The sequence below is a fragment of the Planktotalea frisia genome, assembly GCF_001890925.1.
GTDB classification, from domain to species: domain Bacteria; phylum Pseudomonadota; class Alphaproteobacteria; order Rhodobacterales; family Rhodobacteraceae; genus Planktotalea; species Planktotalea frisia.
On record NZ_MLCB01000175.1, the window covers coordinates 1 to 22693 of the forward strand.

The 22693-nt window shown below is 54.0% G+C and carries 23 protein-coding genes; 8 read left to right on the top strand and 15 right to left on the bottom strand.

The features are described from left to right. Nucleotides 1-157 precede the first annotated feature (157 nt). Nucleotides 158-535, top strand: coding sequence for a hypothetical protein (locus PFRI_RS16010; RefSeq protein WP_072631710.1), 378 nt, complete (start codon nt 158-160; stop codon nt 533-535). 90 nt (nt 536-625) lie between these two features. Then, a complete protein-coding gene (locus PFRI_RS16015) occupies nt 626-1006 on the top strand; it encodes a hypothetical protein (RefSeq protein WP_072631711.1) in 381 nt (126 codons plus the stop codon). On the opposite strand, the gene PFRI_RS16020 is transcribed toward PFRI_RS16015, so the two are convergent. Further along, a complete protein-coding gene (locus PFRI_RS16020; protein WP_072631712.1) occupies nt 1003-1263 on the bottom strand; it encodes a BolA family protein in 261 nt (86 codons plus the stop codon). The genes PFRI_RS16015 and PFRI_RS16020 overlap by 4 nt on opposite strands. 71 nt (nt 1264-1334) lie before the next feature. On the opposite strand from PFRI_RS16020, the gene PFRI_RS16025 reads away from it, so the two are divergent. Both PFRI_RS16025 and PFRI_RS16030 read left to right on the top strand, forming a co-directional pair. Then, nucleotides 1335-1961, top strand: a complete 627-nt coding sequence (locus PFRI_RS16025) for a J domain-containing protein (protein ID WP_072631713.1) — start codon at nt 1335-1337, stop codon at nt 1959-1961. Between the two features lie 3 nt (nt 1962-1964). Then, nucleotides 1965-2660 (top strand): DUF2161 domain-containing phosphodiesterase, encoded by a 696-nt coding sequence (locus PFRI_RS16030; RefSeq protein ID WP_072631714.1) that lies wholly within the window; start codon nt 1965-1967, stop codon nt 2658-2660. Between the two features lie 36 nt (nt 2661-2696). Here PFRI_RS16030 and msrB read toward each other — a convergent pair whose 3' ends face one another. Then, the gene (gene msrB, locus PFRI_RS16035) at nt 2697-3188 is read right to left on the bottom strand and encodes a peptide-methionine (R)-S-oxide reductase MsrB (protein WP_072631715.1); all 492 of its coding nucleotides are present in this window, start codon (nt 3186-3188) and stop codon (nt 2697-2699) included. 91 nt (nt 3189-3279) lie between these two features. After that, nucleotides 3280-3987, bottom strand: coding sequence for a hypothetical protein (locus tag PFRI_RS16040; RefSeq protein ID WP_072631716.1), 708 nt, complete (start codon nt 3985-3987; stop codon nt 3280-3282). 242 nt (nt 3988-4229) lie between these two features. Here PFRI_RS16040 and cobS point away from each other — a divergent pair, with 242 nt between their 5' ends. The 4 genes from cobS to PFRI_RS16060 all read left to right on the top strand — a co-directional run bounded on the left by cobS (nt 4230) and on the right by PFRI_RS16060 (nt 9377). After that, nucleotides 4230-5216 carry a cobaltochelatase subunit CobS gene (gene cobS, locus PFRI_RS16045; protein ID WP_072631717.1) on the top strand — a complete coding sequence of 329 codons (987 nt, stop codon included), beginning with the start codon at nt 4230-4232 and terminating at the stop codon, nt 5214-5216. A gap of 67 nt (nt 5217-5283) precedes the next feature. Then, a complete protein-coding gene (cobT, locus tag PFRI_RS16050) occupies nt 5284-7161 on the top strand; it encodes a cobaltochelatase subunit CobT (RefSeq protein ID WP_072631718.1) in 1878 nt (625 codons plus the stop codon). A gap of 48 nt (nt 7162-7209) precedes the next feature. Continuing rightward, on the top strand, nt 7210-9006 hold the full coding sequence (locus PFRI_RS16055) for an aminopeptidase P family protein (protein ID WP_072631729.1): 1797 nt from the start codon (nt 7210-7212) through the stop codon (nt 9004-9006). A gap of 29 nt (nt 9007-9035) precedes the next feature. After that, complete coding sequence (locus tag PFRI_RS16060; protein ID WP_072631719.1) at nt 9036-9377, top strand: DUF427 domain-containing protein; 342 nt, start codon at nt 9036-9038, stop codon at nt 9375-9377. Between the two features lie 3 nt (nt 9378-9380). Here PFRI_RS16060 and PFRI_RS16065 read toward each other — a convergent pair whose 3' ends face one another. From PFRI_RS16065 to PFRI_RS21400, 12 genes are all read right to left on the bottom strand, one after another. Further along, complete coding sequence (locus PFRI_RS16065) at nt 9381-11063, bottom strand: chloride channel protein (protein WP_084649726.1); 1683 nt, start codon at nt 11061-11063, stop codon at nt 9381-9383. Between the two features lie 3 nt (nt 11064-11066). Then, complete coding sequence (recN, locus tag PFRI_RS16070) at nt 11067-12716, bottom strand: DNA repair protein RecN (protein ID WP_072631720.1); 1650 nt, start codon at nt 12714-12716, stop codon at nt 11067-11069. A gap of 29 nt (nt 12717-12745) precedes the next feature. Next, nucleotides 12746-13615 (bottom strand): outer membrane protein assembly factor BamD, encoded by an 870-nt coding sequence (locus PFRI_RS16075; protein ID WP_072631721.1) that lies wholly within the window; start codon nt 13613-13615, stop codon nt 12746-12748. A gap of 132 nt (nt 13616-13747) precedes the next feature. Beyond that, on the bottom strand, nt 13748-14668 hold the full coding sequence (lpxC, locus tag PFRI_RS16080) for a UDP-3-O-acyl-N-acetylglucosamine deacetylase (protein ID WP_072631722.1): 921 nt from the start codon (nt 14666-14668) through the stop codon (nt 13748-13750). A 229-nt stretch (nt 14669-14897) separates the two neighbouring features. Then, on the bottom strand, nt 14898-16562 hold the full coding sequence (gene ftsZ, locus PFRI_RS16085) for a cell division protein FtsZ (protein ID WP_072631723.1): 1665 nt from the start codon (nt 16560-16562) through the stop codon (nt 14898-14900). Nucleotides 16563-16736: 174 nt separating this feature from the next. After that, entirely contained in the window at nt 16737-18068 is a 1332-nt protein-coding gene (gene ftsA, locus PFRI_RS16090; protein WP_072631724.1) for a cell division protein FtsA, read from the bottom strand. Next, complete coding sequence (locus PFRI_RS16095; protein WP_072631731.1) at nt 18061-18981, bottom strand: cell division protein FtsQ/DivIB; 921 nt, start codon at nt 18979-18981, stop codon at nt 18061-18063. The genes ftsA and PFRI_RS16095 overlap by 8 nt, the downstream gene beginning before the upstream one ends. Beyond that, on the bottom strand, nt 18978-19892 hold the full coding sequence (locus PFRI_RS16100; protein ID WP_072631725.1) for a D-alanine--D-alanine ligase: 915 nt from the start codon (nt 19890-19892) through the stop codon (nt 18978-18980). Before PFRI_RS16100 ends, PFRI_RS16095 begins: the two co-directional genes overlap by 4 nt. 75 nt (nt 19893-19967) lie before the next feature. Continuing rightward, nucleotides 19968-20897, bottom strand: a complete 930-nt coding sequence (gene murB / locus PFRI_RS16105; RefSeq protein ID WP_072631726.1) for a UDP-N-acetylmuramate dehydrogenase — start codon at nt 20895-20897, stop codon at nt 19968-19970. 62 nt (nt 20898-20959) lie between these two features. Further along, nucleotides 20960-21442, bottom strand: a complete 483-nt coding sequence (locus PFRI_RS16110) for a hypothetical protein (protein ID WP_139292133.1) — start codon at nt 21440-21442, stop codon at nt 20960-20962. A gap of 106 nt (nt 21443-21548) precedes the next feature. Then, a complete protein-coding gene (locus PFRI_RS16115; protein WP_072631728.1) occupies nt 21549-21836 on the bottom strand; it encodes a hypothetical protein in 288 nt (95 codons plus the stop codon). Nucleotides 21837-21869: 33 nt separating this feature from the next. Continuing rightward, nucleotides 21870-22693, bottom strand: an 824-nt coding sequence (locus PFRI_RS21400) for a hypothetical protein (RefSeq protein ID WP_175549269.1), incomplete at its 5' end; no start/stop codon positions are given.

Consider the following 22693-nt stretch of genomic DNA (forward strand, 5'->3'; position numbering starts at 1 on the left):
GTCTTCAAGGTTGGATACATCTTAGCACGCTGTCCAGTTTTGCCGGACCACTTCACCGTCCCTATCGCGTGAAGAGCTACAAAACCTGAGTGCGCGTTTTGGGTTAGAGAATGCCTTTACCGCAGATGACACAGAACTGCGCCGGCAACTGACAATTATGGCTGACGAATTCAGAACCTTAAAGAAGCTTGTTATTCAAATGAACAATCAGCTCAACGCTTATAATAAAAATGTTGAAGAACTTGAGAAGAATAAACTTGCGGTAAACATTCCATTTCGTGGGCAAATTGCTTGCGGAGTTCCTATAGCCTCGATTTACCACGATTGGACGGAGGTCAAAATCGATTGGATTACTCACAGATACGGAGAACAATCAAAGTCCAGCACCAAAAGACCTTTTTACATCGCGACCCCGATCGATTTACTAGAAGAAGCCATTGATCAGCTAGAGTGGAAACGGGCTCATTTTTTGCTCTCTGCTGCACAGAATTTTGTAGCACATCAAATTAACCGTACCAGCAGCTTTTCGCATTAACGTCACCATTAGCTCGCGGCAAACCACTCTTCCCCCTCTGCCCCCCCCCTTGCTATACGCTGCATAATAAAACCCAAGGGGTCAGAGATCATGCGTTACGAGTATAAAGTCATCCCAGCACCCGCCCGCGGCCAGAAGGGCAAAGGTGTCAAAGGGGTTGAGGGTCGATTCGCCAACGCTTTGGAAACGCTGATGAACCAGATGGGCAGCGATGGTTGGGAATATCAGCGCGCAGAAACACTGCCCTCCGAAGAACGCGCAGGGCTAACCAGCAAAACCACCGTATTTCGCAACGTTCTGGTGTTTCGCCGCGTGATCGAGACGGATGTAGAGTCGTTCGAGCCCAAACTGCTCGACGCGCCAGAGCCCGAGCCGGAACCAGAGCACGACGACGAAGAGACGGCGGAAAGCCTCGATGAGGCTGAAATCTCTGAGGACGACACACCCGAAGACGAAGAGCGCCGCGACTAAGGCGTATCCAGATCCAACGCCAGAGCATGGATGCGGCCAATCAACTCAGGCCCGAGCGCGCTGTGCACCATGCGGTGGCGTGCGATGCGGGTCTTGCCTGCGAACACATCAGAGCGAATACGCAAGTTATAATGGCTCTCGCCCCCTTCTTGATAGCCGCCATGACCGCGATGGCTCTCGCTGTCATCCACCACATCAAGCTCACTCGGGGCCAAAGCGGCCTCCAGTTTTGAGCGAATTTCATCTGCCTTGGACATTTTTACGAAACTCCCCTTCTAACCGCTGCTAATTCCTCTATTGTTATGCCCCTGATAGGACGAGGTGAGCAATGCAAAAGAAGAGCGATCCCTTTGGTTTCGATATGTCCGTATCGTCTGCAAAGAAGAAAAATCCACGTGGTCGTCGAGGGATGTCGGGCGAATCCGAGACATCTCAGCGTGTGTGCACCAAAGATGGTTGCGAACTTCCGGGCAAGTTTCGCGCGCCGCGTGCGCCGGATGTGCTCGATGATTTCATCTGGTTCTGCAAGGATCACGTGCGCGAGTATAACCTGAAATGGAACTTCTTTAACGGCACAACAGAGGCAGAGTTGAACGCTCAGCAATCCAAAGACAAGGTCTGGGAGCGTGAAACCAAGCCCGTCAAAGACCCAGAAGCCGCCGCTTGGGCACGTCTTGGTATCGAGGACCCACATCAAGTGTTGGGCGTCAATGCGACCCGTAACCCTGGCAAAGGCGGCGGTGCATCCAAACGCCTACCTCCGACAGAGCGCCGCGCGATGGAAATTTTGGAGGCCAAGGATTTCTGGACCAAACCCGAAATTCGCAAGTCATATAAAGCGCTTATCAAAGTGCTTCACCCCGACATGAATGGTGGTGATCGCTCTCAGGAAGAACAGCTGCAAGAAGTGGTTTGGGCTTGGGATCAGTTGAAAGACAGCCGGAACTTTAAATAAGCCATGCTAGAAACCGACCTCTACCCCCCTGTGAAATCCTTTTTGGAAGCACAGGGGTATGAGGTAAAAGGCGAAGTCGGCAAGCTGGATGTGATGGCGATGCGCGGCGATGAACCGCCCGTGATTGTTGAACTCAAGACCGGCTTTTCGCTTTCCTTATTTCACCAAGGGGTTGAGCGACTTTCGATCTGTGACACGGTGTACATCTGCGTGCCGCGTCCAAAGGGCAAATCCGGGATCAAATCTCTGAAGAGGAATTCGTCCTTGTGTCGTCGTCTTGGGCTTGGCCTACTGACAGTGCGCGTGTCTGACAATTTTGTTGAGGCGCATGTGGATCCAACGCCATATGTGCCGCGTAAATCCAAGAAGAAAACCGAAAAACACCTACGTGAATTCCAACGCCTTGTCGGCGATCCCAATACTGGGGGGTCAACGCGGCAAGGGTTGGTGACAGCTTATCGCCAAGACGCCTTAAAGTGCTTGGGGTTCCTCGAGGGCCATGGCCCGACGAAAGCTTCTAAAATTGCGAAGATTACGGGTGTTCCGACAGCACGCAATTTGATGTCAAACAATCACTATGGTTGGTTCGAACGTGTCGACAAAGGCATCTATTGGCTGAGCCCCAAAGGGCAAGCCGCCCTTGGGGAATATGAAGCAGATCTTGATGCGATCCGCGATCTATATCAGGTGCCTGAATAGGGGCACGATTTTTCTAGAAAAATCGCACCGCCACCGTTAAGCTGATTTGAAAACCAATGACACGCCATTTATGCAGTGACGTTTCCCAGTAGGTGCAGGCCCATCATTAAAGACATGCCCAAGATGAGAGCCGCAACGCCGGCAATGCACTTCTGTGCGCGCAGCGAATAACTTTCGATCTTCTTTCGTCCCAATCGCGCGCGGCAAAGATTGATAGAAACTCGGCCAACCCGTTCTACTGTCGTATTTTGTGTCTGAGGGGTAAAGCGCCAGATCACAGCCGCGACAATGGTAGGTGCCCTCTGCGTAATTCTTATCCAAAGGCGATGATCCTGCTCGCTCCGTCCCCTCTTGGCGCATAACTTTATACTGCAAAGGCGTCAGCATCGCTTTCCATTCAGCCTTGCTGCGCGTCACTTCAAATGTGCCAGAAGCCGCAGAACTTGCGCGCGTGCCAAAGGCACCGAGCACGCTCATACCTGCCAAACCTGTTGCCGCACCGAGGGATAAAAAATGACGTCTTTGCATAATAACTCTCCTTTGCACCAAGGTGCGCACCCCATCACTGCTTTGCAAGTCAGCGTGAAGCACAAGCGCGTGAAAAGCATTACACTTTGCCTCATTGTGTTACTGCACCCGAAAATTGCGCCGTACCGAGAATTGGCTCACTCGGTTTTTCATAACGCTCCACCGCCCGCAGATCTTTCGAGATGAACACATTTTTCCCATCTATAAGCGCGCCAACAACTCTGTCTTGAACCCGTAGCACACTGACCGGTTGTTGCGCCAAACGTCCTGTTCCAAACGGTGTATCCGCATCATCAAACCCCCACAAAACATAGGCATTTTCTGCATCTGGCACCCCACCTAGACGCTCGATCTGCAAAAGTCCCGTGTCAGTGCGCAAGCCCATCTGGAACGTAAGTCCCTGCTCTGCAATGACAATCTCAGCTCGCATGACAGGTGCGACAGGCACTTGCGCATCCCCGAAACGAAAAACCGCAAAAGCAATCATTGCGGCGGCAATCCCACCCAAAGCGTATTCCCAAATGCGAATGCGCCTGTTCCAAGGCAATCTATTTTCACTCCAAAGCTCTCGCTTGAGATGTCCCAGAACGGTGGCGTTTGGCGAAATCTCGTCGATATTCATTCCCAGTGATGTAAAATGTTCCTGCCACTGCGCAACTTGCCCCTGCAACAGAACGTTGCCTGATAACTTGCGTTCAAACGAACGCAACGCATCCCCGTCTAGCACGCCGAGCACGTATTCGCGGGCCGTTTCACGATCAGTATCGGTGATATCGCGAGGATCGGAACTGTTTTTCATGACTTCTAGGCTCCGCTTTGGCTGGGATACCGCACTCTTTCGCACCGCGAAAGCCATGTCAAAACCTCTCATCTTTCGCAACTTTCCAACGTTGTTTCGTGCCATTTCGAAAAGCGTCCAAACGTCACTACGCTAGGTTTGTTTTTCGCATGCCCTTCCCCTTGTCCTTGCGAGCGATATGTTGCACCACTCAAAGCAGATAATGCGGGTGCGCAAAGCGCATAACACGAGGGACTTAAAAGATGGCTGACGGGTTGCTGGATATTGATGCGAAACCAACCGAGGACATTTCTGTCCGCGAGGTCTTTGGCCTGGACACGGATATGGTTGTCAAAGGTTTTGCTGAGCGCACTGAGCGCGTTCCCGAACTGGACAGCACATACAAATTCGACCCAGACACAACCATGGCAATTCTCGCAGGGTTTTCACACAACCGTCGCGTCATGGTGCAAGGTTATCACGGCACAGGTAAGTCTACGCACATCGAACAGGTTGCATCGCGCCTCAACTGGCCTGCGGTTCGTGTAAACCTTGATAGCCACATCTCTCGAATTGATCTCATCGGTAAAGACGCGATCAAATTGAAAGACGGCAAGCAAGTCACTGATTTCCAAGAAGGCATTTTGCCTTGGGCCCTACGCAACCCGACCGCAATCGTATTTGATGAATATGATGCAGGCCGCGCGGACGTCATGTTCGTGATCCAGCGTGTTCTCGAAGTTGACGGCAAACTTACATTGCTGGACCAGAACCAAGTGATCGACCCGCACCCCTATTTCCGTATTTTCGCGACTGCGAACACGGTTGGATTGGGCGACACGACGGGTCTCTATCACGGCACCCAGCAAATTAACCAAGGTCAGATGGACCGTTGGTCTCTTGTCGCGACGCTTAACTATCTAAGCGTTGAAGCAGAGTCCCAGATCGTGCTGTCCAAAAACCCGCACTACAATAATGATGCTGGCCGCAAGACTGTTAAACAGATGGTGAAAGTCGCGGATCTGACACGCACAGCCTTCATGAATGGTGATCTCTCCACAGTAATGTCGCCACGCACGGTTATTGCATGGGCGCAAAACGCAGAAATCTTCCGCAATGTCGGCTACGCGTTCCGCCTGTCGTTCCTCAACAAATGTGACGAGCTTGAGCGCCAAACCGTCGCGGAATTCTACCAGCGTTGCTTTGACGAAGAACTACCAGAAAGTGCAGCAAGCCTGACGATTGCGTAACGCGCGATTTTTCTAGAAAAATCGGCCCCTGTCTTGGGGCCGTTTACTCCCAGAGAAGACGGTTAAAATGGCAACGAACAACGACAATCCAGCGGATCCTTTCAAGAAAGCCTTGGCCGAAGCAACCAAGGTCATGGCGAATGATCCCGACTTGTCCGTGACCTTTACTGTCGATCCATCAGGCGTGTCCGGCGACACAATGCGCTTGCCGCAAGTCAGCCGCCGCATGACACGCGAAGAAGTCCTGATCGCACGCGGCACCGCAGATGCGCTTGCGATGCACCGCAAGTTTCACGACAACTCCACCCATTCGCGTTATGTCCCGCAAGGCGACGTGGCCCGCGAAGTCTATGAAGCGATGGAAACCGCACGCTGCGAAGCGATGGGTGCACGCGACATGCCAGGCACCGCTGGTAACATTGACGCAAAGATCGGCAACGATGCGCTGCGCAAAGGCTTTGATCAGATCAAAGAAGCTGCGGACGCCCCTCTTGCGATCGCGGCTGGATACCTCGTGCGCCACCTCGCCACCGGTCGTGATTTGCCCGAAGGTGCCGCAAATGTGATGAACCTTTGGAAAGGGTTCATCGAGCAAAACGCGGGTGACACGCTGAACGACATTGACGCCTTGCTCGACGATCAAGCCGCTTTTGCCAAACTCTCGCGCCAGTTGATCCAAGAACTCGGCTATGGCGACCAGCTCGGCGATGACCCTGATGACATCGACGATGATGCACAGGACGACGCAGAAGAGAGCGGCGAAGACGAGAACGAGCCAGACAGCTCAGGTCAGGACGATGAGGGCGAAGAGGCGGATGACGCCTCTGCAGAACAGTCCCAAGAACAACAACAAGACGCCTCGCAAGCCCAAGTTTCCATGGACGATGTGTCCGAACAAGAAATGGGCGACGAGGCAGAAATGCCCGAGGGCGAAGCCCCGCTTGAGCCGCCTCAGCCTCAGCCAATTTCTGACGCGGATCCGAATTATCAGGTTTACGACACGCAATACGACGAAGAAGTCCGCGCCGAGGACTTAGCAGAGCCAATCGAGCTTGAGCGCCTGCGTGCCTACCTTGATCAACAACTTGAGCCGCTCAAAGGCGCGGTGTCACGCCTCGCCAACAAACTACAACGTCGCCTTCAGGCGCAACAAAACCGCTCTTGGGAATTTGATCTTGAGGAAGGTACGCTTGATGCGGGCCGCCTCGCGCGTGTGGTGGCGAACCCGACCACACCGCTGAGCTTTAAGGTCGAAAAAGACACAGAGTTCCGAGATACAATCGTGACGCTGCTTCTGGATAACTCCGGCTCTATGCGGGGCCGCCCGATTTCCATCGCCGCGATCTGCGCCGATGTCCTTGCGCGCACGCTTGAGCGTTGCAATGTGAAAGTCGAAATCCTTGGCTTTACCACGCGCGCTTGGAAAGGTGGCCAATCTCGTGAGGCTTGGCTCAACGCAGGGCGTGAACAGCAGCCCGGTCGTCTGAATGACTTGCGTCATATCATCTACAAGAGCGCGGATTCGCCTTGGCGACGCTCGCGACCAAATCTTGGTCTGATGATGAAAGAAGGCTTGCTGAAAGAGAACATCGACGGCGAAGCGCTAGAGTGGGCGCACCGCCGCATGGCAGGTCGTCCTGAGGCGCGTAAAATCTTGATGGTTATCTCTGATGGCGCGCCTGTAGATGACAGCACTTTGTCCGTTAACCCTGCGAATTACCTCGAAAAACACCTGCGCGACGTGATCGCTATGGTCGAAAAGCGCCGAGCGGTTGAACTGCTCGCCATCGGTATCGGCCATGATGTCACACGCTATTATGAACGCGCGGTCACCATCACAGACGTAGAACAATTGGCGGGTGCAATGACCGAACAGCTTGCTGCGCTCTTTGACAGTGACCCACGTGCCCGCGCGCGCGTGATGGGTATGCGCAAAGTCAGTTGACGGCCCTCTCGCTTTGCGGTCCTGTGAGCCAAAATCATGGAGGCCAACATGTTCCAAAGCTTTGACACGACCAGCACGCCCGAGCACGGCCCTGCCCGTCTCGCAAAATTGCGCGAAGAGCTGCAAAAAGCACGGCTTAATGGATTCATCATCCCGCGTGCAGATGCGCATCAGGGCGAATACGTCGCCCCACATGATGAACGGCTTCAATGGCTTACAGGATTTACAGGCTCCGCGGGCTTTTGTTGTGCACTCACTAATAGCGCTGGCGTTTTCATTGATGGCCGCTACCGCACACAAGTCAAAAGCCAAATTGATCTGGAACATTTCACACCTGTGCCTTGGCCGGAAACATCCCTTGCGGATTGGTTAAAAACCCAACTTCCAAATGGTGGCGTTGTCGGATTTGATCCTTGGTTGATAACGCAAGGGCAGATTGAAGCGCATGAAAAAGCACTGGCTGGAACGCAGATCAAATTGCACCCTGTAGATAATTTCGTCGATGCGATTTGGGTTGATCAACCAGAGCCGCCCATGACACCAGCATTCGATTACCCAATTGAATATGCAGGAAAATCTTCTGCTGATAAACGCAAGGACTGCGCAGAGGATCTGATTGAAAAAGGTGAAAGCGCCGCAGTAATCACACTGCCTGACAGCCTATGTTGGCTTTTAAACATTCGTGGCAATGACGTCTCTAAAACCCCCCTCGTACATGGGTTCGCGGTTCTGCACGCTGACGCGCGTGTGGATTTGTTCATTGTTTCAAGCAAAGTTGAAAACCTTACTCTTGATCCGACACTCTCTATCTCAGCCCCCAAAGAGTTCACCAATACACTTGCCAAACTCACCGGAAAAGTGCGTTGCGATAAAACCTCTGTCCCTGTCGCCGTCATAGATGCGCTGAGCGAAGGATTGGCCGAGATCACTTATGGATCAGAACCTTGTGTCCTACCAAAAGCACTCAAAAACGACGTTGAAATCGCCGGTACGCGTGCGGCGCATATCACTGACGCAACGGCTATGTGTGAGCTGCTCTGCTGGCTTGATCAACAACCCGCAGGCAGTACGACTGAAATCGATGTCGTGACACAGCTTGAACAGAAACGTCGCAATACCAATGCGTTACAAGACATCAGCTTTGACACGATCTCAGGTGCTGGCCCCAATGGCGCGATCATGCACTACCGCGTCACGCATGAAACGGCGCGGACCCTTCAGGACGGTGATCTGCTGGTGCTCGACAGCGGCGGTCAGTATTTGAACGGAACGACAGATATCACCCGAACCATCGCGATTGGAGAAGTCGGAAGTGAGGAAAGCACTGCTTTCACGCGCGTGTTGCAAGGAATGATCGCCATGTCGCGCATGCGCTGGCCCAAAGGGCTCGCAGGACGCGATATCGAGATGGCAGCGCGCATGCCACTCTGGCTCGCTGGGCAGGATTTTGATCATGGTGTTGGGCATGGCGTCGGGCATTTCCTGGGCGTGCACGAGGGCCCCCAGCGCTTGTCGCGCGTCAGTGAAATACCACTCGAACCGGGCATGATCCTATCGAATGAACCCGGCTATTACCGCGAAGGTGCGTTTGGTATTCGTATCGAAAACCTTTGCGTTGTGCGCGCATCTGAAACGCCAAAAGGTGGCGACGCTCATCGCAAAATGTATGATTTCGAGACACTTACATACGTCCCACTTGATCGTCGATTGATCCGACTTGATCTTCTGAGCAAGGCTGAGCGCGACTGGATCGATAGCTATCATGCCCAATGCCGCACCAAACTCATAGGCAAACTCAGCAAAGATGCGGAAAACTGGTTGGAGAACGCAACCAAAGCTCTATAACTAAGTCCTTACCCAGCAAAGGACGTTCCATGACAGATATTCGCATTCGCAAGGTTGAAGGTTCATATGTTATCCGTGCGGGCGGCGCTGTTTTGGGAGAAAGCAAGGATGTGCTGGAATTGAGCGAAGGCAAACGTGCGCCTGTCCTCTACTTCCCACGCAACGACATTGCGATGGCTTTTCTGGATAGATCCGAAACCGCGACCCACTGCCCACACAAAGGCGATGCGAGCTACTTTTCGATCATTACAAAAAGCAAAACCATCGCGGACGCCGCATGGTCTTATGAGACACCGATCGCAAACGTGGAACGCATCAAAGAGTATCTGGCTTTTGCAGACAGTGATGAAGTCGCGATCGAAAAGTTCTAACTGTTAACTGTGCTCTTCCGCCGCCGTCGCAGCGAGCGCGCGATTGTAGGCCTTGAGCGCATCGACGTGGTACAAAGCGCCCCAAAGTTCCGGCGCTTGCCCTTCGCCTGACAAGTTCACGACAGGGATGAACACGACGCTTGATTTATCAAAAATCGGCATTGCAGCTTCTAACGTAGCATTGCCGTCCACATAAACCCCCTCAGCAATCATCTCCCAGCAAGCATCTTCGTCGATGCCCTCTTCGGTTTTGCGCATGACCCCCGCAACGCGGAACATGGCCAGCAAATACGCCTGTGGTCCCGCCGCCAAGTGAATGTTGCGCCGCTCTAATTGTGTCAAAAAGAACGATCGATCCACCAGCCGAGACGCCAGCGCCGTCGAGAGCGAAACGGATACCATCACCGCCAGACCTGTCTGCCAATCCCCCGTCAATTCGAACACGATCAACGTTGTCGAGATCGGCGCACCCAACACAGCCGCTGCGACTGCTCCCATGCCGGCAAGCGCATATAACGTGTGTGAGCCGCTAATCTCGGGGAATACACTCGTCGCGATTAGGCCGAATGCTAAACCTGTTAACGCGCCGATCATCAAGGAGGGGGAAAAGATTCCGCCACCCATGCGCCCACCCATCGTGATCGCAACAGCCGCGACTTTGATCATCGCAAACACGATGGCTTCATGAAGCAATAGTTTTCCTGTCAACGCCGCTGATGTGGTCTCATAGCCAACGCCAATGATATGCGGAAACCAGATCGCAAGTAGGCCGAGCAAAGCACCAGCCAAAGCCGGTCTGAGCCAATATGGTAGGCCGAGGCGGGTCTGCAAACGCGTCTCTAAATCATCAGCCCAAAAAACGCAGCGCATCAAAGTGACCGCTACAAGACCGCAAACAAGACCAAGGATAAGATAGGCAGGCAGTTCCGCATAAAACTCAAGCGCGGTCGTCCCTGGCAACGCGAACTCCGCTGTGTCGCCGAAAACCAGTCGATTGATTACGGTGCCCGCGACGCTTGCAATCACAATCGGGGCAAAAGCGTGCACGGCGAAATGGCGCAAAACCACCTCTAACGCGAACAAAGCCCCCGCAATCGGTGCATTAAAGCTCGCCGAGACGGCAGCCGCAACAGCGCACCCGAGCAGGTCACGCCCTGTAATCCCATCCGCACGAATGACGTTGCTCACCCAACTCGAAATCATCGCTGCAATATGAACAACTGGCCCTTCACGCCCCGTTGATCCACCTGTGCCAAGCGTGATCATCGACGACAGCGCTGACGCGATGCCCGCCTTCTTTTCCACGCGCCCTTCGTTCAAAGCGGCGCCTTCGATCACGTCAGAGACTGAGCGCACGCGCCCGTCAGGCGTGAAATGGTGCAAAATGATGCCAACCGCGACACCGCCCATCATTGGGATGATCAACACCCAATACCATGGCAGGCTCTCAGCAAAACTATGCAGTTTGGTGACATCCTCAACGCCATAAAGCGTTTGTTGTAAGAACGAGACGCCAAATCGAAACAACACTGCCGCAAGTCCTGCGGCGATACCGATCATCAAAGCGATGAACCAAAACTGGATCTGCGACGGACCTCTGCGGCGCATATGCGACCAGCCACGCCCAAGACTGTCTTTCATATCCAATAGGAGCGCGCCAAAACTTGCGAGCAAGGTGCGCAGCATTGTCTAGCCCGCCAACAGGGAACGCGCGGCTGCGCGCGCTTCGTCGGTGATCGTATCGCCAGAGATCATCCGCGCGATTTCATCTGTGCGCTCGCTTTCATTTAGGGGCACCACGGTCGAGAGCGTCGCCTCATTAACCACATTCTTTTCAACGCGCCAATGATGCCCACCAAGGGCCGCAACCTGTGGCGAATGCGTGACGACCAGCACTTGCCCGCCTTCTGCCAAGCTCGCCAAACGCCGCCCCACCGCATCCGCCGTGGCACCGCCAACACCACGATCAATCTCGTCAAAGATCATCGTAATCCCTTGGCTCTCATTGGACAGGCACACTTTCAGCGCCAGCAGGAAACGGCTGAGTTCACCGCCAGATGCAATCTTGTTCAGAGGCCCGCTTGGTGCTCCCGGGTTCGTCGCAACAGTAAATGCGACGGCGTCACGCCCTGTCGCGCCTGCGGTCGTTTCGCTCACTTGCGTGGTGAAGACCGCGCGCTCCATTTTGAGCGGGGCTAGTTCGGCTGTGACCGCCAAATCCAGTCTCTTCGCAGCTTTACGCCGCTCATCGCTTAGGTGTTGGGCCGCATTATCGTAGATCGCTTCAGCCGCACTCACAGCCGCACGCGCCTCGCCCAGTTGCGCATCGCCTGCATCCAAAGCGACAAGCCGTGCGCGCAATTCAACCGCAAATGTGCCAAGCGCGTCAGGCGTTACATTATGTTTGCGCGCAAGTGCGCGGATCGCGAACAATCGTTCTTCACAATTTTCCAGATCGGATGTGTTGAATTCCAGATTATCCAAACAGCGTTCGACACCAGCACTCGCTTCGCCCAGTTCATCCAAAGCACGGCTAAGTCCGGAAACCACCGCATCAAGTTGGCCCTCTGCTTGTTCAGACACCCCATCGAGCCAGCGGATCGCTTCGCTGATTACACCCTCTGCGCCTTCAAAACCCAGCATTGCATGCGCGCGCGCGACGTCATCGCGGATTTTCTCGGCACTTTGCATTTTGCGCCGCTGCGTATCAAGTACCGCCTCTTCACCGGGCTCAGGGTCTAAATCATCAAGTTCGGCAACGGCGTGACGCAAAAAGTCTTCTTCTTCGCGCACGGCCGCAATCGCCGCTTCCAATTTGCTCAGCGATTTGCGCGCACCCAGAAGTTCTTTCCAAGTCTGCTGCGTTTTCAAGTGAAGCTTTGGGCGATCCAGAAACGCATCTAAAACAGACATGTGTCCTTTGGGATCGAGCAAACCGCGATCATCATGTTGACCGTGCAGTTCGACCAAGGTTTCAGACAAAGCGCGCAACACTTCGCCAGAACAACGCCGATCATTGACCCAAGCCGTTTTGCGCCCGTCATTACGGTTCACACGGCGCATTATGAGCTCATCATCGACAGGCAAACCCGCTTCTTCGAGCACTGCTAAAGCGGCATGCCCTTCGGGTAAATCAAAGACCGCCGTGACTTCGCCCTGCTCGGCACCACTGCGTACAAGTTCCGCGCGTCCGCGCCAGCCAAGTACAAAGCCCAGCGAATCCAATAAGATAGACTTACCAGCACCGGTTTCACCCGTCAGCACATTCAAGCCCGGCTGAAAGCCAAGCTCAAGATGATCAATGATCAGAATATCGCGAATATCGAGCGTGCGCAGCATCTAGCGACCTCCGCGCAGGCTGCTGGGGATTACAGCCACTTGCCTTGCAACATTTGACGGTAAATTTGACGCAACCAGCCATCACCCGCTGCTTTCAGCTCCAAACCACGGCCTGTGAGCAGCTTGAAGCTGTCCTCATACCAATCCGTGCCCTTGTAGTTAAAGCCAAGGATCGCGCCAGCCGTCTGCGCCTCTTCATTGAGACCAAGCGACAGATACGCTTCGACCAAACGATGCAGCGCTTCAGGCGTGTGGGTCGTCGTTTGGAAATCCTCCACAACCACGCGAAAACGGTTGATCGCAGCGGTGTAGTGATCACGGCGCAGGTAATAGCGGCCGATTTCCATTTCTTTCCCCGCAAGATGATCAAACGCAAGGTCGAATTTCAAAATCGCAGAACTCGCATATTCGCTATCAGGATAGCGTTCGATCACCGTGCGCAAACCTTGCAACGCTTGGAAGGTCAGGCCTTGATCGCGGCCCACATCCTCGATCTGGTCATAATAGCTAAGCGCCAGCAAATACTGCGCATAGGCCGCATCTTCATCCGTCGGGTAAACATCGATAAAGCGCTGCGCGGATGCGCGGGAATTTTCGTAATCTTTGTCTTTGTGATAGGCAAAGGCCTGCATGATAAGGCCGCGCTTCGCCCATTCGGAATAAGGGTAAAGACGCTCGACCTCACCAAAATAGAACGCCGCATCGTCATCTTTAGCGCGCGCCATTTCGAACTCGCCGCGCTCATAAATTTGCTCTGCAGAGAAAGTCTCAAGCGGTATTGTCGATTGACCGCCAAGGATACGAGAGACACCGCCCCCATTTCCACCGCCACAACCGGCAAGTGTCAGGGTTAACAGCGCAGCGGCTGTCAGCGTATGACGCGCAGTTTTGCGTTTCATTCCAGCACCTTTGATCGAACCTGTCAGAGTTTTATCCCTGTTTTCACCTTGGTCCTAGCACATAATATTCTCATGCAAAATGGCAATGCCACAAAATCTTGAGGCATTCGCAACTATCACACATGTTTGAGCTTAATGAGGTGCAGGAATTTCACTGCGCGTGACGCCAGCGCCGGGCAGATTTGCGTTAATAGACGCGTCACAATCCACCATTTCATAGGTTGTCGGGTCCGCAAAGAGCGCGCGCAGCAATGCATTGGTCATAGAGTGCCCTGCCCGCATACCTGTGTAGCGCCCCAAAATCGGTGCGCCCGCAAGCGAAAGATCGCCGAGTGCGTCGAGCATCTTGTGACGAACTGCTTCATCTGCGTGACGCAAGCCACCCGGACTAAGAACACGGTCCCCATCTACGACGACGGCGTTTTCAAGCGTGCCGCCCTTGGCAAGACCTTGCGCATACATCGCTTCCACATCTGAGTTGCGGCAGAACGTACGGCTGTCACAAAGCTCACGCACAAATGTGCCATTCGCCATATTCAAAGTTTTGCTTTGCGCACCAATGGCCGCATCTTCAAACTCGATCGCGAAATCAATCGAAAGGTTACGCGCAGGCTCAAGTCGCGCCCAACCCATATCTGTGCGCACTTCAACAGGTTTCAAAATGCGCAAAGCCCATCCATCGGTGCCCTGCTGTTGAACACCCTTTGCCAAAAGTCCGCGCACGAACTCGGCAGAGCTTCCATCCATGATAGGCACTTCTTCGCCGCTCAGCTCGATCAACGCATTGTTGATCCCACACCCTGCAAAAGCGGCCATGATATGTTCGATAGTTGAAACGACAGTCCCATCTTGGTTTTCGATCTTGGTACACAGCGGCGTTGGATTAACGGCATCCCAAAGGGCTGGAACCATCGCATCGACGCCAACAACATCCGTGCGGCGAAACCATATCCCGTGGTTTGGACTCGCGGCATGAACGCTCATCGAGACAGGTGCACCTGAGTGAAGGCCAACACCCTCAAAGGTCACTGATGATTTTACCGTCGTTTGCAAAGTCGTCTCCAGACAAGCGATACGCGCGGGATCCCCACGCCTTTCGTTAACAGTGATTTAACCCTGTGGGGTGCTTGTCTCAACTCAATCTTTGTAACGGTCTGAAACATGCGTTCTGCGCCCTTAGGCAGAAATTCGCTTAACACTTGCGAAGGCACTGACTTCTAACGAAAAAAGGGATGCCGAAGCACCCCTTTTCCATACACAAAATATGTAAATTTTGCAGTATTTAGTTCGCCTGACGGCGTAGGAACGCCGGAATTTCAATGCGTTCTTGCTCTGGATCGCTTTCCGCAACCGGCTGAGGTGCTGGCGCAGACTGACTTGCCTGAACCGCTGGCTGTTGACGCGGTGCATGTGCTGGCGCGGCTTCTTGGCCTTGACCCGTCATGCGGTTGATCAAAGAATTGATGCCGAAACGTGGACGCTCTTCCGCTTCTGAATGCGCTTGTGGAGCAGGCTGCTGGTACTGCTGCTCTTGCGTAGGAGCGCGGTGAACAGCGGCTTGCAAACGCGCCATCGCTTCAGGCGAAGGCGTACCCAAACCAGGTGCTTTTGGCGCAACATAGCTGGCCTGCTCTGGCTCATGCATCGCCTGAGGCTCGAACGCTGGTGGCTGATAAGCGGGCGGAGGAAGATCCTCTGCTTGTTGTGCCTGCATCGCGCGTGGCTGACCACGATCTGCGATAAAGCTTGGCAATTCCGGCTGGAAAGCGGCTGCCTCTTCCTCAAAGATGTCTTCTGCTTGCTCAGATGCCGCAACTTGCTGCGTGTTCATCTCTTCAAACAAAGCTGGTTCTTGTGGTGCCGCGGCTGGAGCCGTCGTCGCAACAGGTGCGATTGACATAGCTGACGCGCGCTGCTCTTCGGCTTGCTTCAAAGGCTGCGCCATAGAACGGCGCGGCACTGGCAATTCGCTATTCACGTCGACCGCGTCAATCCCTGTTGCAACAACGGAGACACGCATGCCGCCCTCAAGCGCCGTATCAAGCGTGGAGCCAACAATGATATTCGCATCTGGATCAACTTCTTCGCGAATACGGTTCGCTGCTTCGTCCAATTCAAACAACGTAAGATCATGACCACCGGTGATGTTGATAAGAACACCTTTGGCACCACGTAGTGAAATCTCGTCCAAAAGTGGATTCGCAATGGCTTTCTCAGCTGCTTGGATCGCACGATCCTCGCCTGTTGCCTCGCCCGTACCCATCATCGCCTTGCCCATCTCATCCATGACAGCGCGTACGTCTGCAAAGTCGAGGTTGATCAAGCCGGGACGGACCATAAGGTCTGTGACGCCTTTAACACCTTGATAAAGAACATCATCCGCAAGCGAAAACGCCTCAGTGAATGTGGTCTTTTCGTTGGCAAGACGGAACAGGTTCTGGTTTGGAATGATGATCAGCGTATCCACAACCTTTTGGAGAGCTTCGACGCCATCCTCAGCCTGCTTCATGCGCTTGCCGCCCTCAAACTGGAACGGCTTGGTGACAACACCTACAGTTAAAACACCCAATTCACGCGCAGCTTGCGCGATGATTGGTGCAGCTCCTGTACCAGTGCCGCCGCCCATACCTGCAGTGATAAAGCACATGTGTGCGCCTGCGAGGTGATCAACGATTTGCTCAATACTCTCTTCGGCAGCCGCAGCGCCGACTGCAGCGCGCGCACCCGCGCCCAGACCTTCGGTAACCTTGACACCGAGTTGAACGCGGCTCTCAGACATTGATTGCTGAAGGGCCTGTGCATCCGTATTCGCGACAACGAAGTCCACACCATCGAGTTCCTTCTCGATCATGTTATTGACGGCATTGCCGCCCGCTCCACCAACGCCAAACACGGTAATGCGTGGCTTCAAATCTTCCTGTCCTGGCACCGTGAGGTTCAATGTCATGCTCTGTCCGCCTGTGTCTGCCGACCCAATTTAGGGCCATTTTTGTTGCCTATTAGACACCACCCTAAACAACCGATTCTCTGACGTCACGCGAAAAAGCGAAAAAACCCACAAAATATGCGAGTTTTTCAGCGATTTTCCGCCGCATTTAGCGATTTTGGATAAATGTAGGGGTTACCAGTTGTCGCGGAACCATTTGATGGCCCGTTTAAACGAACGCCCTTGATAGTTCTCGAGAATCTCGAAATCCCACCATTCGTCTTGTGGATGTGCTGCGAACAGACACAAACCAACTGCGCTGGAAAAGCCGGGGCCAGTGGTTGCGCCGGGCAAACCATGCACACGCAAGGGACGACCAAGGCGTACTTGTTGACCTAGAATTTTGCTCGCTAGGCCATCAAGGCCAGGGATTTGGCTGCCCCCACCTGTCAAAACAATCTGCTGGCTCGCAAGATGATCAAAGCCCGCCGCATCAAGACGTGCGCGCACATCTTCAAGAATTTCTTCAACGCGTGGGCGCATGATGCCGATCAATTCAGCCCGGCTCACTTGACGACGATCATGATCCCAATCGCCCGTGTCGCCACCGATATCGATCATATCGCGATCATCCATGCCAGTCGCCACGACGCCACCATTTACGGTCTTGATCCGTTCAGCTGTGGTCATCGGCACTTGCAGGCCCATGGAAATATCAGACGTCACGTGATCTCCGCCCATGCGCACTGCATCTGCGAAAATCATGTGCTTCTTCATGAAGATAGACACGCTCGTCGCGCCGCCCCCCATATCAATGCAGGCCGCGCCAAGCTCTTGCTCGTCCTCAACCAGCGCAGAAATGCCCGAGACATAAGCACTGGACGCAACCCCTGCGAGTTCCAGATCACAACGACGCACACAATGTGCAAGGTTCTGGATCGCCGCCGCGTCGACGGTCAACATGTGCATGTCTGTGTTAAGCTGCTGACCAATCTGGCCACGCGGGTCGTTCAAGCCAGAGCGATGATCAAGCGCAAAATTCACAGGTTGGGCATGCAGCACTTCGCGACCCGGCCCAAAGTCGGGCACATCACAAGACGACAGAACCCGAGCAACGTCCTGTTCGGACACGACCGTGTTCTCGATTTCAACAGACCCGTCCAACCCATAAGAGCGCGGCTCCGCACCAGAGAAACATGCGATCACATGATCCACACGAATTTGCGCCATTTTCTGAGCGGACTGTAAAGCCGTGCGAATAGCGCGTTCTGTCTCAGACATTGCGCTGATTTCACCAAAACGTACACCGCGCGAGCGCGTTGTCGCCGCACCAATCACGCGAAAGCCGGTTTGCCCTGCGAGCGATCCAATACCGTCGCCTTCAGTTAGCTTATCCGTGCCATCAAAACGTAGGATCAAGCAGACAATCTTTGAACTGCCGACATCCAAAATCGCAACAACACCACGCTGCATCGCGGCTTTTCGCATATTACGCATTGCGCGCTGTGAGCTATAAAGATCATTCATTACCAGAGGCTTCCACTGCTGTCGTCTTGATGCGCCATAGTTCTTTCACGGCGTTCTCGTTCATTCTTATTGTTGGTCGGTGCGCCAAGCGCATATCAACGCGCGCCAAATCGCGCTCGAGCACATCCTGCACTTGGTTAAGGGCGATCACGCGTTCCAGCGCGCGCGCGGGCTCTTGCTCTGGCAACATGATACGTTGCCCACGATCCAGAACCACGTCCCAACGACGTTCACCCATACGCACCAAACCTTTGAGGCGCGTCCCAAGCGGAGCCGCTACTTTCATCAAGTTGCGCGCCTCTGGGACCGCTTCATCAGCGCCGTCCCCAGCTAGCACAGGCAAATGCGGGAAATCGTTACGCTCTAGCGCAAGGCCGATGTAGACGCCTTCTTCATCGAGGCGGAACAAACCATCATGTGTGCGCCAAAGGGCACCAACCGTGCGCTCATCGACCACAACCTCCAGAACACCGCCTGGCTGCAGACGCACATCTGCGCTGCGTACAGGGTTCAAATCCGCAACCGTCTTTTGGATCAACGGCAAGGAAAGGTCGAACGAGCTGATCGGGAAAGTGATCGAAACAATCTCGTGGATCGCAGTGGCGACTTCTTCGCTCGCGCCCTCAATCTCCATCAACTGCACCATAAACTCAGGGCGCTCTTCAATGTTGGCGCGCATCTGCGCCACGACGTCTTGCAATTCTGTGCGGCGTCCTTCGTCGGACAAATAGACAAATCCGAGCGAGCACGTCAGCGCGAATGGAATGCCAACGCGCAACGAAAAGCGAAACAGCGGTGTCAGCATCAAACGTTGAAAACGATAAGACCAGCGCGAAGGAGCCGGATCGCTTTTACGCTTTTTCGAGCGGTTCACGACCCGCGCGGTTTGGCCCCTTACTGGAGGAGCACTCATCTGTTGCATGACGCGTCCTCAACCATCCAATGGCAAAGCTCGGGAAAGCTCATACCAATCGCTTGCGCTTGCTCGGGCGACAAAGACGTCGATGTCATGCCCGGTTGCGTGTTCGTCTCCAAGATGATCAAGCCATCCATGCCACGGCTTTCATCCCAGCGAAAATCTGTGCGTGTCACGCCACGACAGCCTAACGCGCTGTGCGCGCGCACTGCGAAATCCATGCAAGCATCCCAAATGTCTTGCGGGATTTGCGCAGGTACGATGTGGCGCGACCCGCCCTCTTTATATTTGGCGTCATAGTCGTACCAACCATCGGTCAGAATATCCGTTACGGTTAACGGGCGATCCCCTATGACCGTTGTGGTCAATTCTCGACCCGGTGCGAAAGTTTCAACCATAACCATGTCTGGCATGTTTTTATCAAGTTGCGGCGGGCCATTGGCGGCTTCATTGACAAGGTACACTCCGACAGAAGACCCCTCATTATTCGGCTTCACCACATAAGGCGCATCCATCACATGACGCGCACGCACTTCAGCGGCAGGCGCGATGATGCTTTCAACGACAGGCAAACCTGCAGAGCGAAACACGTCTTTGCTGCGCTGCTTGTCCATCGCCAAAGCAGAGGCCAACACACCAGAATGCGTATAAGGAATTTGTAGCCACTCAAGAATACCTTGAACGCACCCGTCCTCGCCCCAACGCCCGTGCAGAGCATTGAACACAACGTCAGGTGCAAGCGTGGTTAGACGCGTCGCGAAAACAGCGCCCGCATCCACTTCCACAACTTCATATCCATGATCCCGCAAAGCTGCCGCGCATGCGCGCCCAGAGGACAGTGAAACTTCGCGTTCAGCCGAAGGTCCGCCCATCAAAACAGCTACTAAACGGGGTTGTCTGCTCGACATTCCCAACTCGTGCCTCAAATACTAATAAGCGCTTAACGCGCATTTTCCGCCTGTAAGCCCCGTTTTCGGGTGCCTTTATTTTTTTGGGGCCGGTTCACCGACCCTCAACACTTCCCAGTGTAACTCTATTGCTTGTGTTTGGAAAACCTTTTTTCGCACCATCTCGCCCAGACCCTCAAGATCTGCGGCAGTTGCGCCACCTGTGTTGATTAAAAAGTTCGGGTGTTTAGTACTCATTTGCGCTCCGCCCAGCGTTGCGCCGCGCATGCCAGCGTCGTCAATGACCTTCCACGCTTTGAGTTCATGGGTGTCATCCGCCTGCCCCGTTGACGAGAAACCCGCCGGATTTCTAAAGGTAGACCCAGCTGTGCGGTCCTTTGTCGGCTGTGTCTCGTCACGCTTTTTCAGCTGCGCGTCCATCTTGGCATGTAGGGCATCCGCATCGCCACGCTCTGCTTTGAGCACCGCTTGGGTCAGCACCCAGCCCTCGGGCAAGCTGCTTTGGCGATAGGCAAACTCTAGCTCATCCGCGCCTATTTGGCGTTTTTCACCCGCCCGCGTAATCACTGTCGCCTCAACAAAGTGATCCGCAACATAGCTACCATAGCATCCCGCGTTCATCCGAACAGCGCCGCCAATCGCACCAGGGATTGTGCGAAGAAACGTGAGGTCTAGCCCCGCGTCCGCAGCCCTGCGCGCCACATGCGCATCAAGTGCAGCCACACCGCACCGCACAAGATCGCCCTCAATCTCGATATGGTTAAACCCGCGCCCCATGCGGATTACCGCGCCACTGATGCCACCGTCGCGCACAATCACGTTCGACCCGACCCCCATTGGAAACACCACCGTGTCTAGCGGCAGGGTCTTAAGAAAGGATTGAAGATCATCCTCATCCAAAGGCTGATAAAACATCTGCGCAGGCCCCCCCACGCGCAACCAAGTGAGATCAGCCAAAGGGCGATCATAGGTGATTTTGCCGCGGATATGGGAAAAGTCGGTCATGGGCTGCTCACTGTTATTGTTTTGTGATGTTTAAAGCGCCCACGGCCGTTTGAAAAGAGTCGCTAGGTAGGCGCTTGCGCGTCTCCTTCACAAAGCCCCTCTTCCTCTTCGGAGTGTTCAATATCCTCAAACTCTGCATGCTCGCAAGGTTCGCCTTCCTCTGACGCATCAACTTCAAACGACGGTCTTTTGCGTAGCGTGCTGCGTGTCTCGTCCAGAACCGGCCCAGCGGATCGCGAGAAACTCTTCGCGAGAGGATCAAGCGCTCGGCTGGTGCCCAAAGCATCGGGGGCCGAAATGGTCCGATTTTTAACCAACTTGTTAAAAATTTCACTCGCCACATCTGCCTGCACATTCAACTCGCGCACGAGCATATCCGGCGAACACGTCTTGTTCAGCCGCGCGGTATACCACCCCATGAAATACATATGCTCTGCACTCGCGGCGGCAACAGTCTTGGTCGCGCTTGCAGCAAGGCTTGGTAGCGGGACGGCCGGGATCAGGCCAAATGACGCGAGGCCGCGCGTAAAGTCTCTTCTGTTCATGGATGGGATGTGGGGGTTTATTAAGGAAATGCAAGGTTTGAGCTTGAAAACTCAAGGCTGAATAGCACTTTAGGCATGCCTACGATCCGCCGCAAAGGCTAATCAATTACATCAACGCGATTACTTTTTGAATCAACTCAGCAATGTTTGGAGAACCGGCGACCTTACTCCAAACAACATAACCTGCAGTACCAACGCCCGAAACACTCGCAGTCACCACTCCAACTTTTTTGGCGACATCATACGTTTCATCCAACGCCCCTTTGAATGTTGCGTAACGCGCAGCAATCCAAAGACGAACGATGCGGCTGGAAAATGCTTCGGCAGCTGCTTCACGAAGTGCTCTAGGATTGCTGGGATCAGAAATAATCTGCCCATCCTCCAGTAGTTCCACTTTCAAACGGTCTTCGGAAATGTCCGATATTTCCTAGGCAACAGGCCGAACAAGCGCCTGCACTTCCTTTGATTCAATCACTTTCGTCATGTCCGCGCGCGCGCCATTCGCCTCGATTACGCTCGGTTCATTGGCCAAAGTCGATTGCACATCCAGCAAGGTCGTGTCGATCAATCCCAATACGGGTTCTTGCTCAAAACTAGGGCAGTTTCCGTTCGCGATATTGCCAGCCAATATCTCTCGTGCAGCTTTGGCGTTGTGATGCAAAATGACGGGATTGTCTGGATGATACTCAATCGCGCGCTGGATCAAGAAAACCTCTGCGCGCAGCATGCCCTTATAGTTGTCAAATTGCTGAACAAGCGCATCAATTTCTTTCAGTTTAAGAACGCACGATTGAAGGCGATCAACGTTGTTTGCCCCATCATCGTCTAAACGCAGGTTACCCGTTTCGGGGTTGAACGTGAGGGTTTCACCAAGCTTGGTGTGTTCCGCTAGATGCGCTTCCTCAATCCCAGCAATAACCCCAGCAACATGCTCTGGCACCTGCTCCCAATCTTCATCCGCAATCAGCGCAACCTTTTCTTGAAGCGCCCAATCCAAGGGTTTTCCAACTTGCGAATAATTCCACCAACGCGCCCAGAACCCCCAAGTTTCGGGTTCGTCTTGCCAAGCGTCTAACATCGGAACCTCGTCAACTCGGAACCAATCAGGTGGCGTCGGCGACCAAAGCCCTTTGTTTGAAAGATCTTCACCGCTTTCAATCAACACGGCATCGTCCTGGATTTGCCCCCAAATGTCATCGCCGGCGGCGTCGGCCGCGTAGGCGGCGGTGGCGGTGGCGATGACATTTGGGG

Bases quoted from the DNA above. Each gene is read 5' to 3' on its own strand.
- PFRI_RS16010 (WP_072631710.1), top strand. From the start codon at position 158: ATGGCTGACGAATTCAGAACCTTAAAGAAGCTTGTTATTCAAATGAAC.
- PFRI_RS16015 (WP_072631711.1), top strand. From the start codon at position 626: ATGCGTTACGAGTATAAAGTCATCCCAGCACCCGCCCGCGGCCAGAAG.
- PFRI_RS16020 (WP_072631712.1), bottom strand. From the start codon at position 1,263: ATGTCCAAGGCAGATGAAATTCGCTCAAAACTGGAGGCCGCTTTGGCC.
- PFRI_RS16025 (WP_072631713.1), top strand. From the start codon at position 1,335: ATGCAAAAGAAGAGCGATCCCTTTGGTTTCGATATGTCCGTATCGTCT.
- PFRI_RS16030 (WP_072631714.1), top strand. From the start codon at position 1,965: ATGCTAGAAACCGACCTCTACCCCCCTGTGAAATCCTTTTTGGAAGCA.
- msrB (WP_072631715.1), bottom strand. From the start codon at position 3,188: ATGCAAAGACGTCATTTTTTATCCCTCGGTGCGGCAACAGGTTTGGCA.
- PFRI_RS16040 (WP_072631716.1), bottom strand. From the start codon at position 3,987: ATGAAAAACAGTTCCGATCCTCGCGATATCACCGATACTGATCGTGAA.
- cobS (WP_072631717.1), top strand. From the start codon at position 4,230: ATGGCTGACGGGTTGCTGGATATTGATGCGAAACCAACCGAGGACATT.
- cobT (WP_072631718.1), top strand. From the start codon at position 5,284: ATGGCAACGAACAACGACAATCCAGCGGATCCTTTCAAGAAAGCCTTG.
- PFRI_RS16055 (WP_072631729.1), top strand. From the start codon at position 7,210: ATGTTCCAAAGCTTTGACACGACCAGCACGCCCGAGCACGGCCCTGCC.
- PFRI_RS16060 (WP_072631719.1), top strand. From the start codon at position 9,036: ATGACAGATATTCGCATTCGCAAGGTTGAAGGTTCATATGTTATCCGT.
- PFRI_RS16065 (WP_084649726.1), bottom strand. From the start codon at position 11,063: ATGCTGCGCACCTTGCTCGCAAGTTTTGGCGCGCTCCTATTGGATATG.
- recN (WP_072631720.1), bottom strand. From the start codon at position 12,716: ATGCTGCGCACGCTCGATATTCGCGATATTCTGATCATTGATCATCTT.
- PFRI_RS16075 (WP_072631721.1), bottom strand. From the start codon at position 13,615: ATGAAACGCAAAACTGCGCGTCATACGCTGACAGCCGCTGCGCTGTTA.
- ftsZ (WP_072631723.1), bottom strand. From the start codon at position 16,562: ATGACATTGAACCTCACGGTGCCAGGACAGGAAGATTTGAAGCCACGC.
- ftsA (WP_072631724.1), bottom strand. From the start codon at position 18,068: ATGAATGATCTTTATAGCTCACAGCGCGCAATGCGTAATATGCGAAAA.
- PFRI_RS16095 (WP_072631731.1), bottom strand. From the start codon at position 18,981: ATGAGTGCTCCTCCAGTAAGGGGCCAAACCGCGCGGGTCGTGAACCGC.
- PFRI_RS16100 (WP_072631725.1), bottom strand. From the start codon at position 19,892: ATGTCGAGCAGACAACCCCGTTTAGTAGCTGTTTTGATGGGCGGACCT.
- murB (WP_072631726.1), bottom strand. From the start codon at position 20,897: ATGACCGACTTTTCCCATATCCGCGGCAAAATCACCTATGATCGCCCT.
- PFRI_RS16110 (WP_139292133.1), bottom strand. From the start codon at position 21,442: ATGAACAGAAGAGACTTTACGCGCGGCCTCGCGTCATTTGGCCTGATC.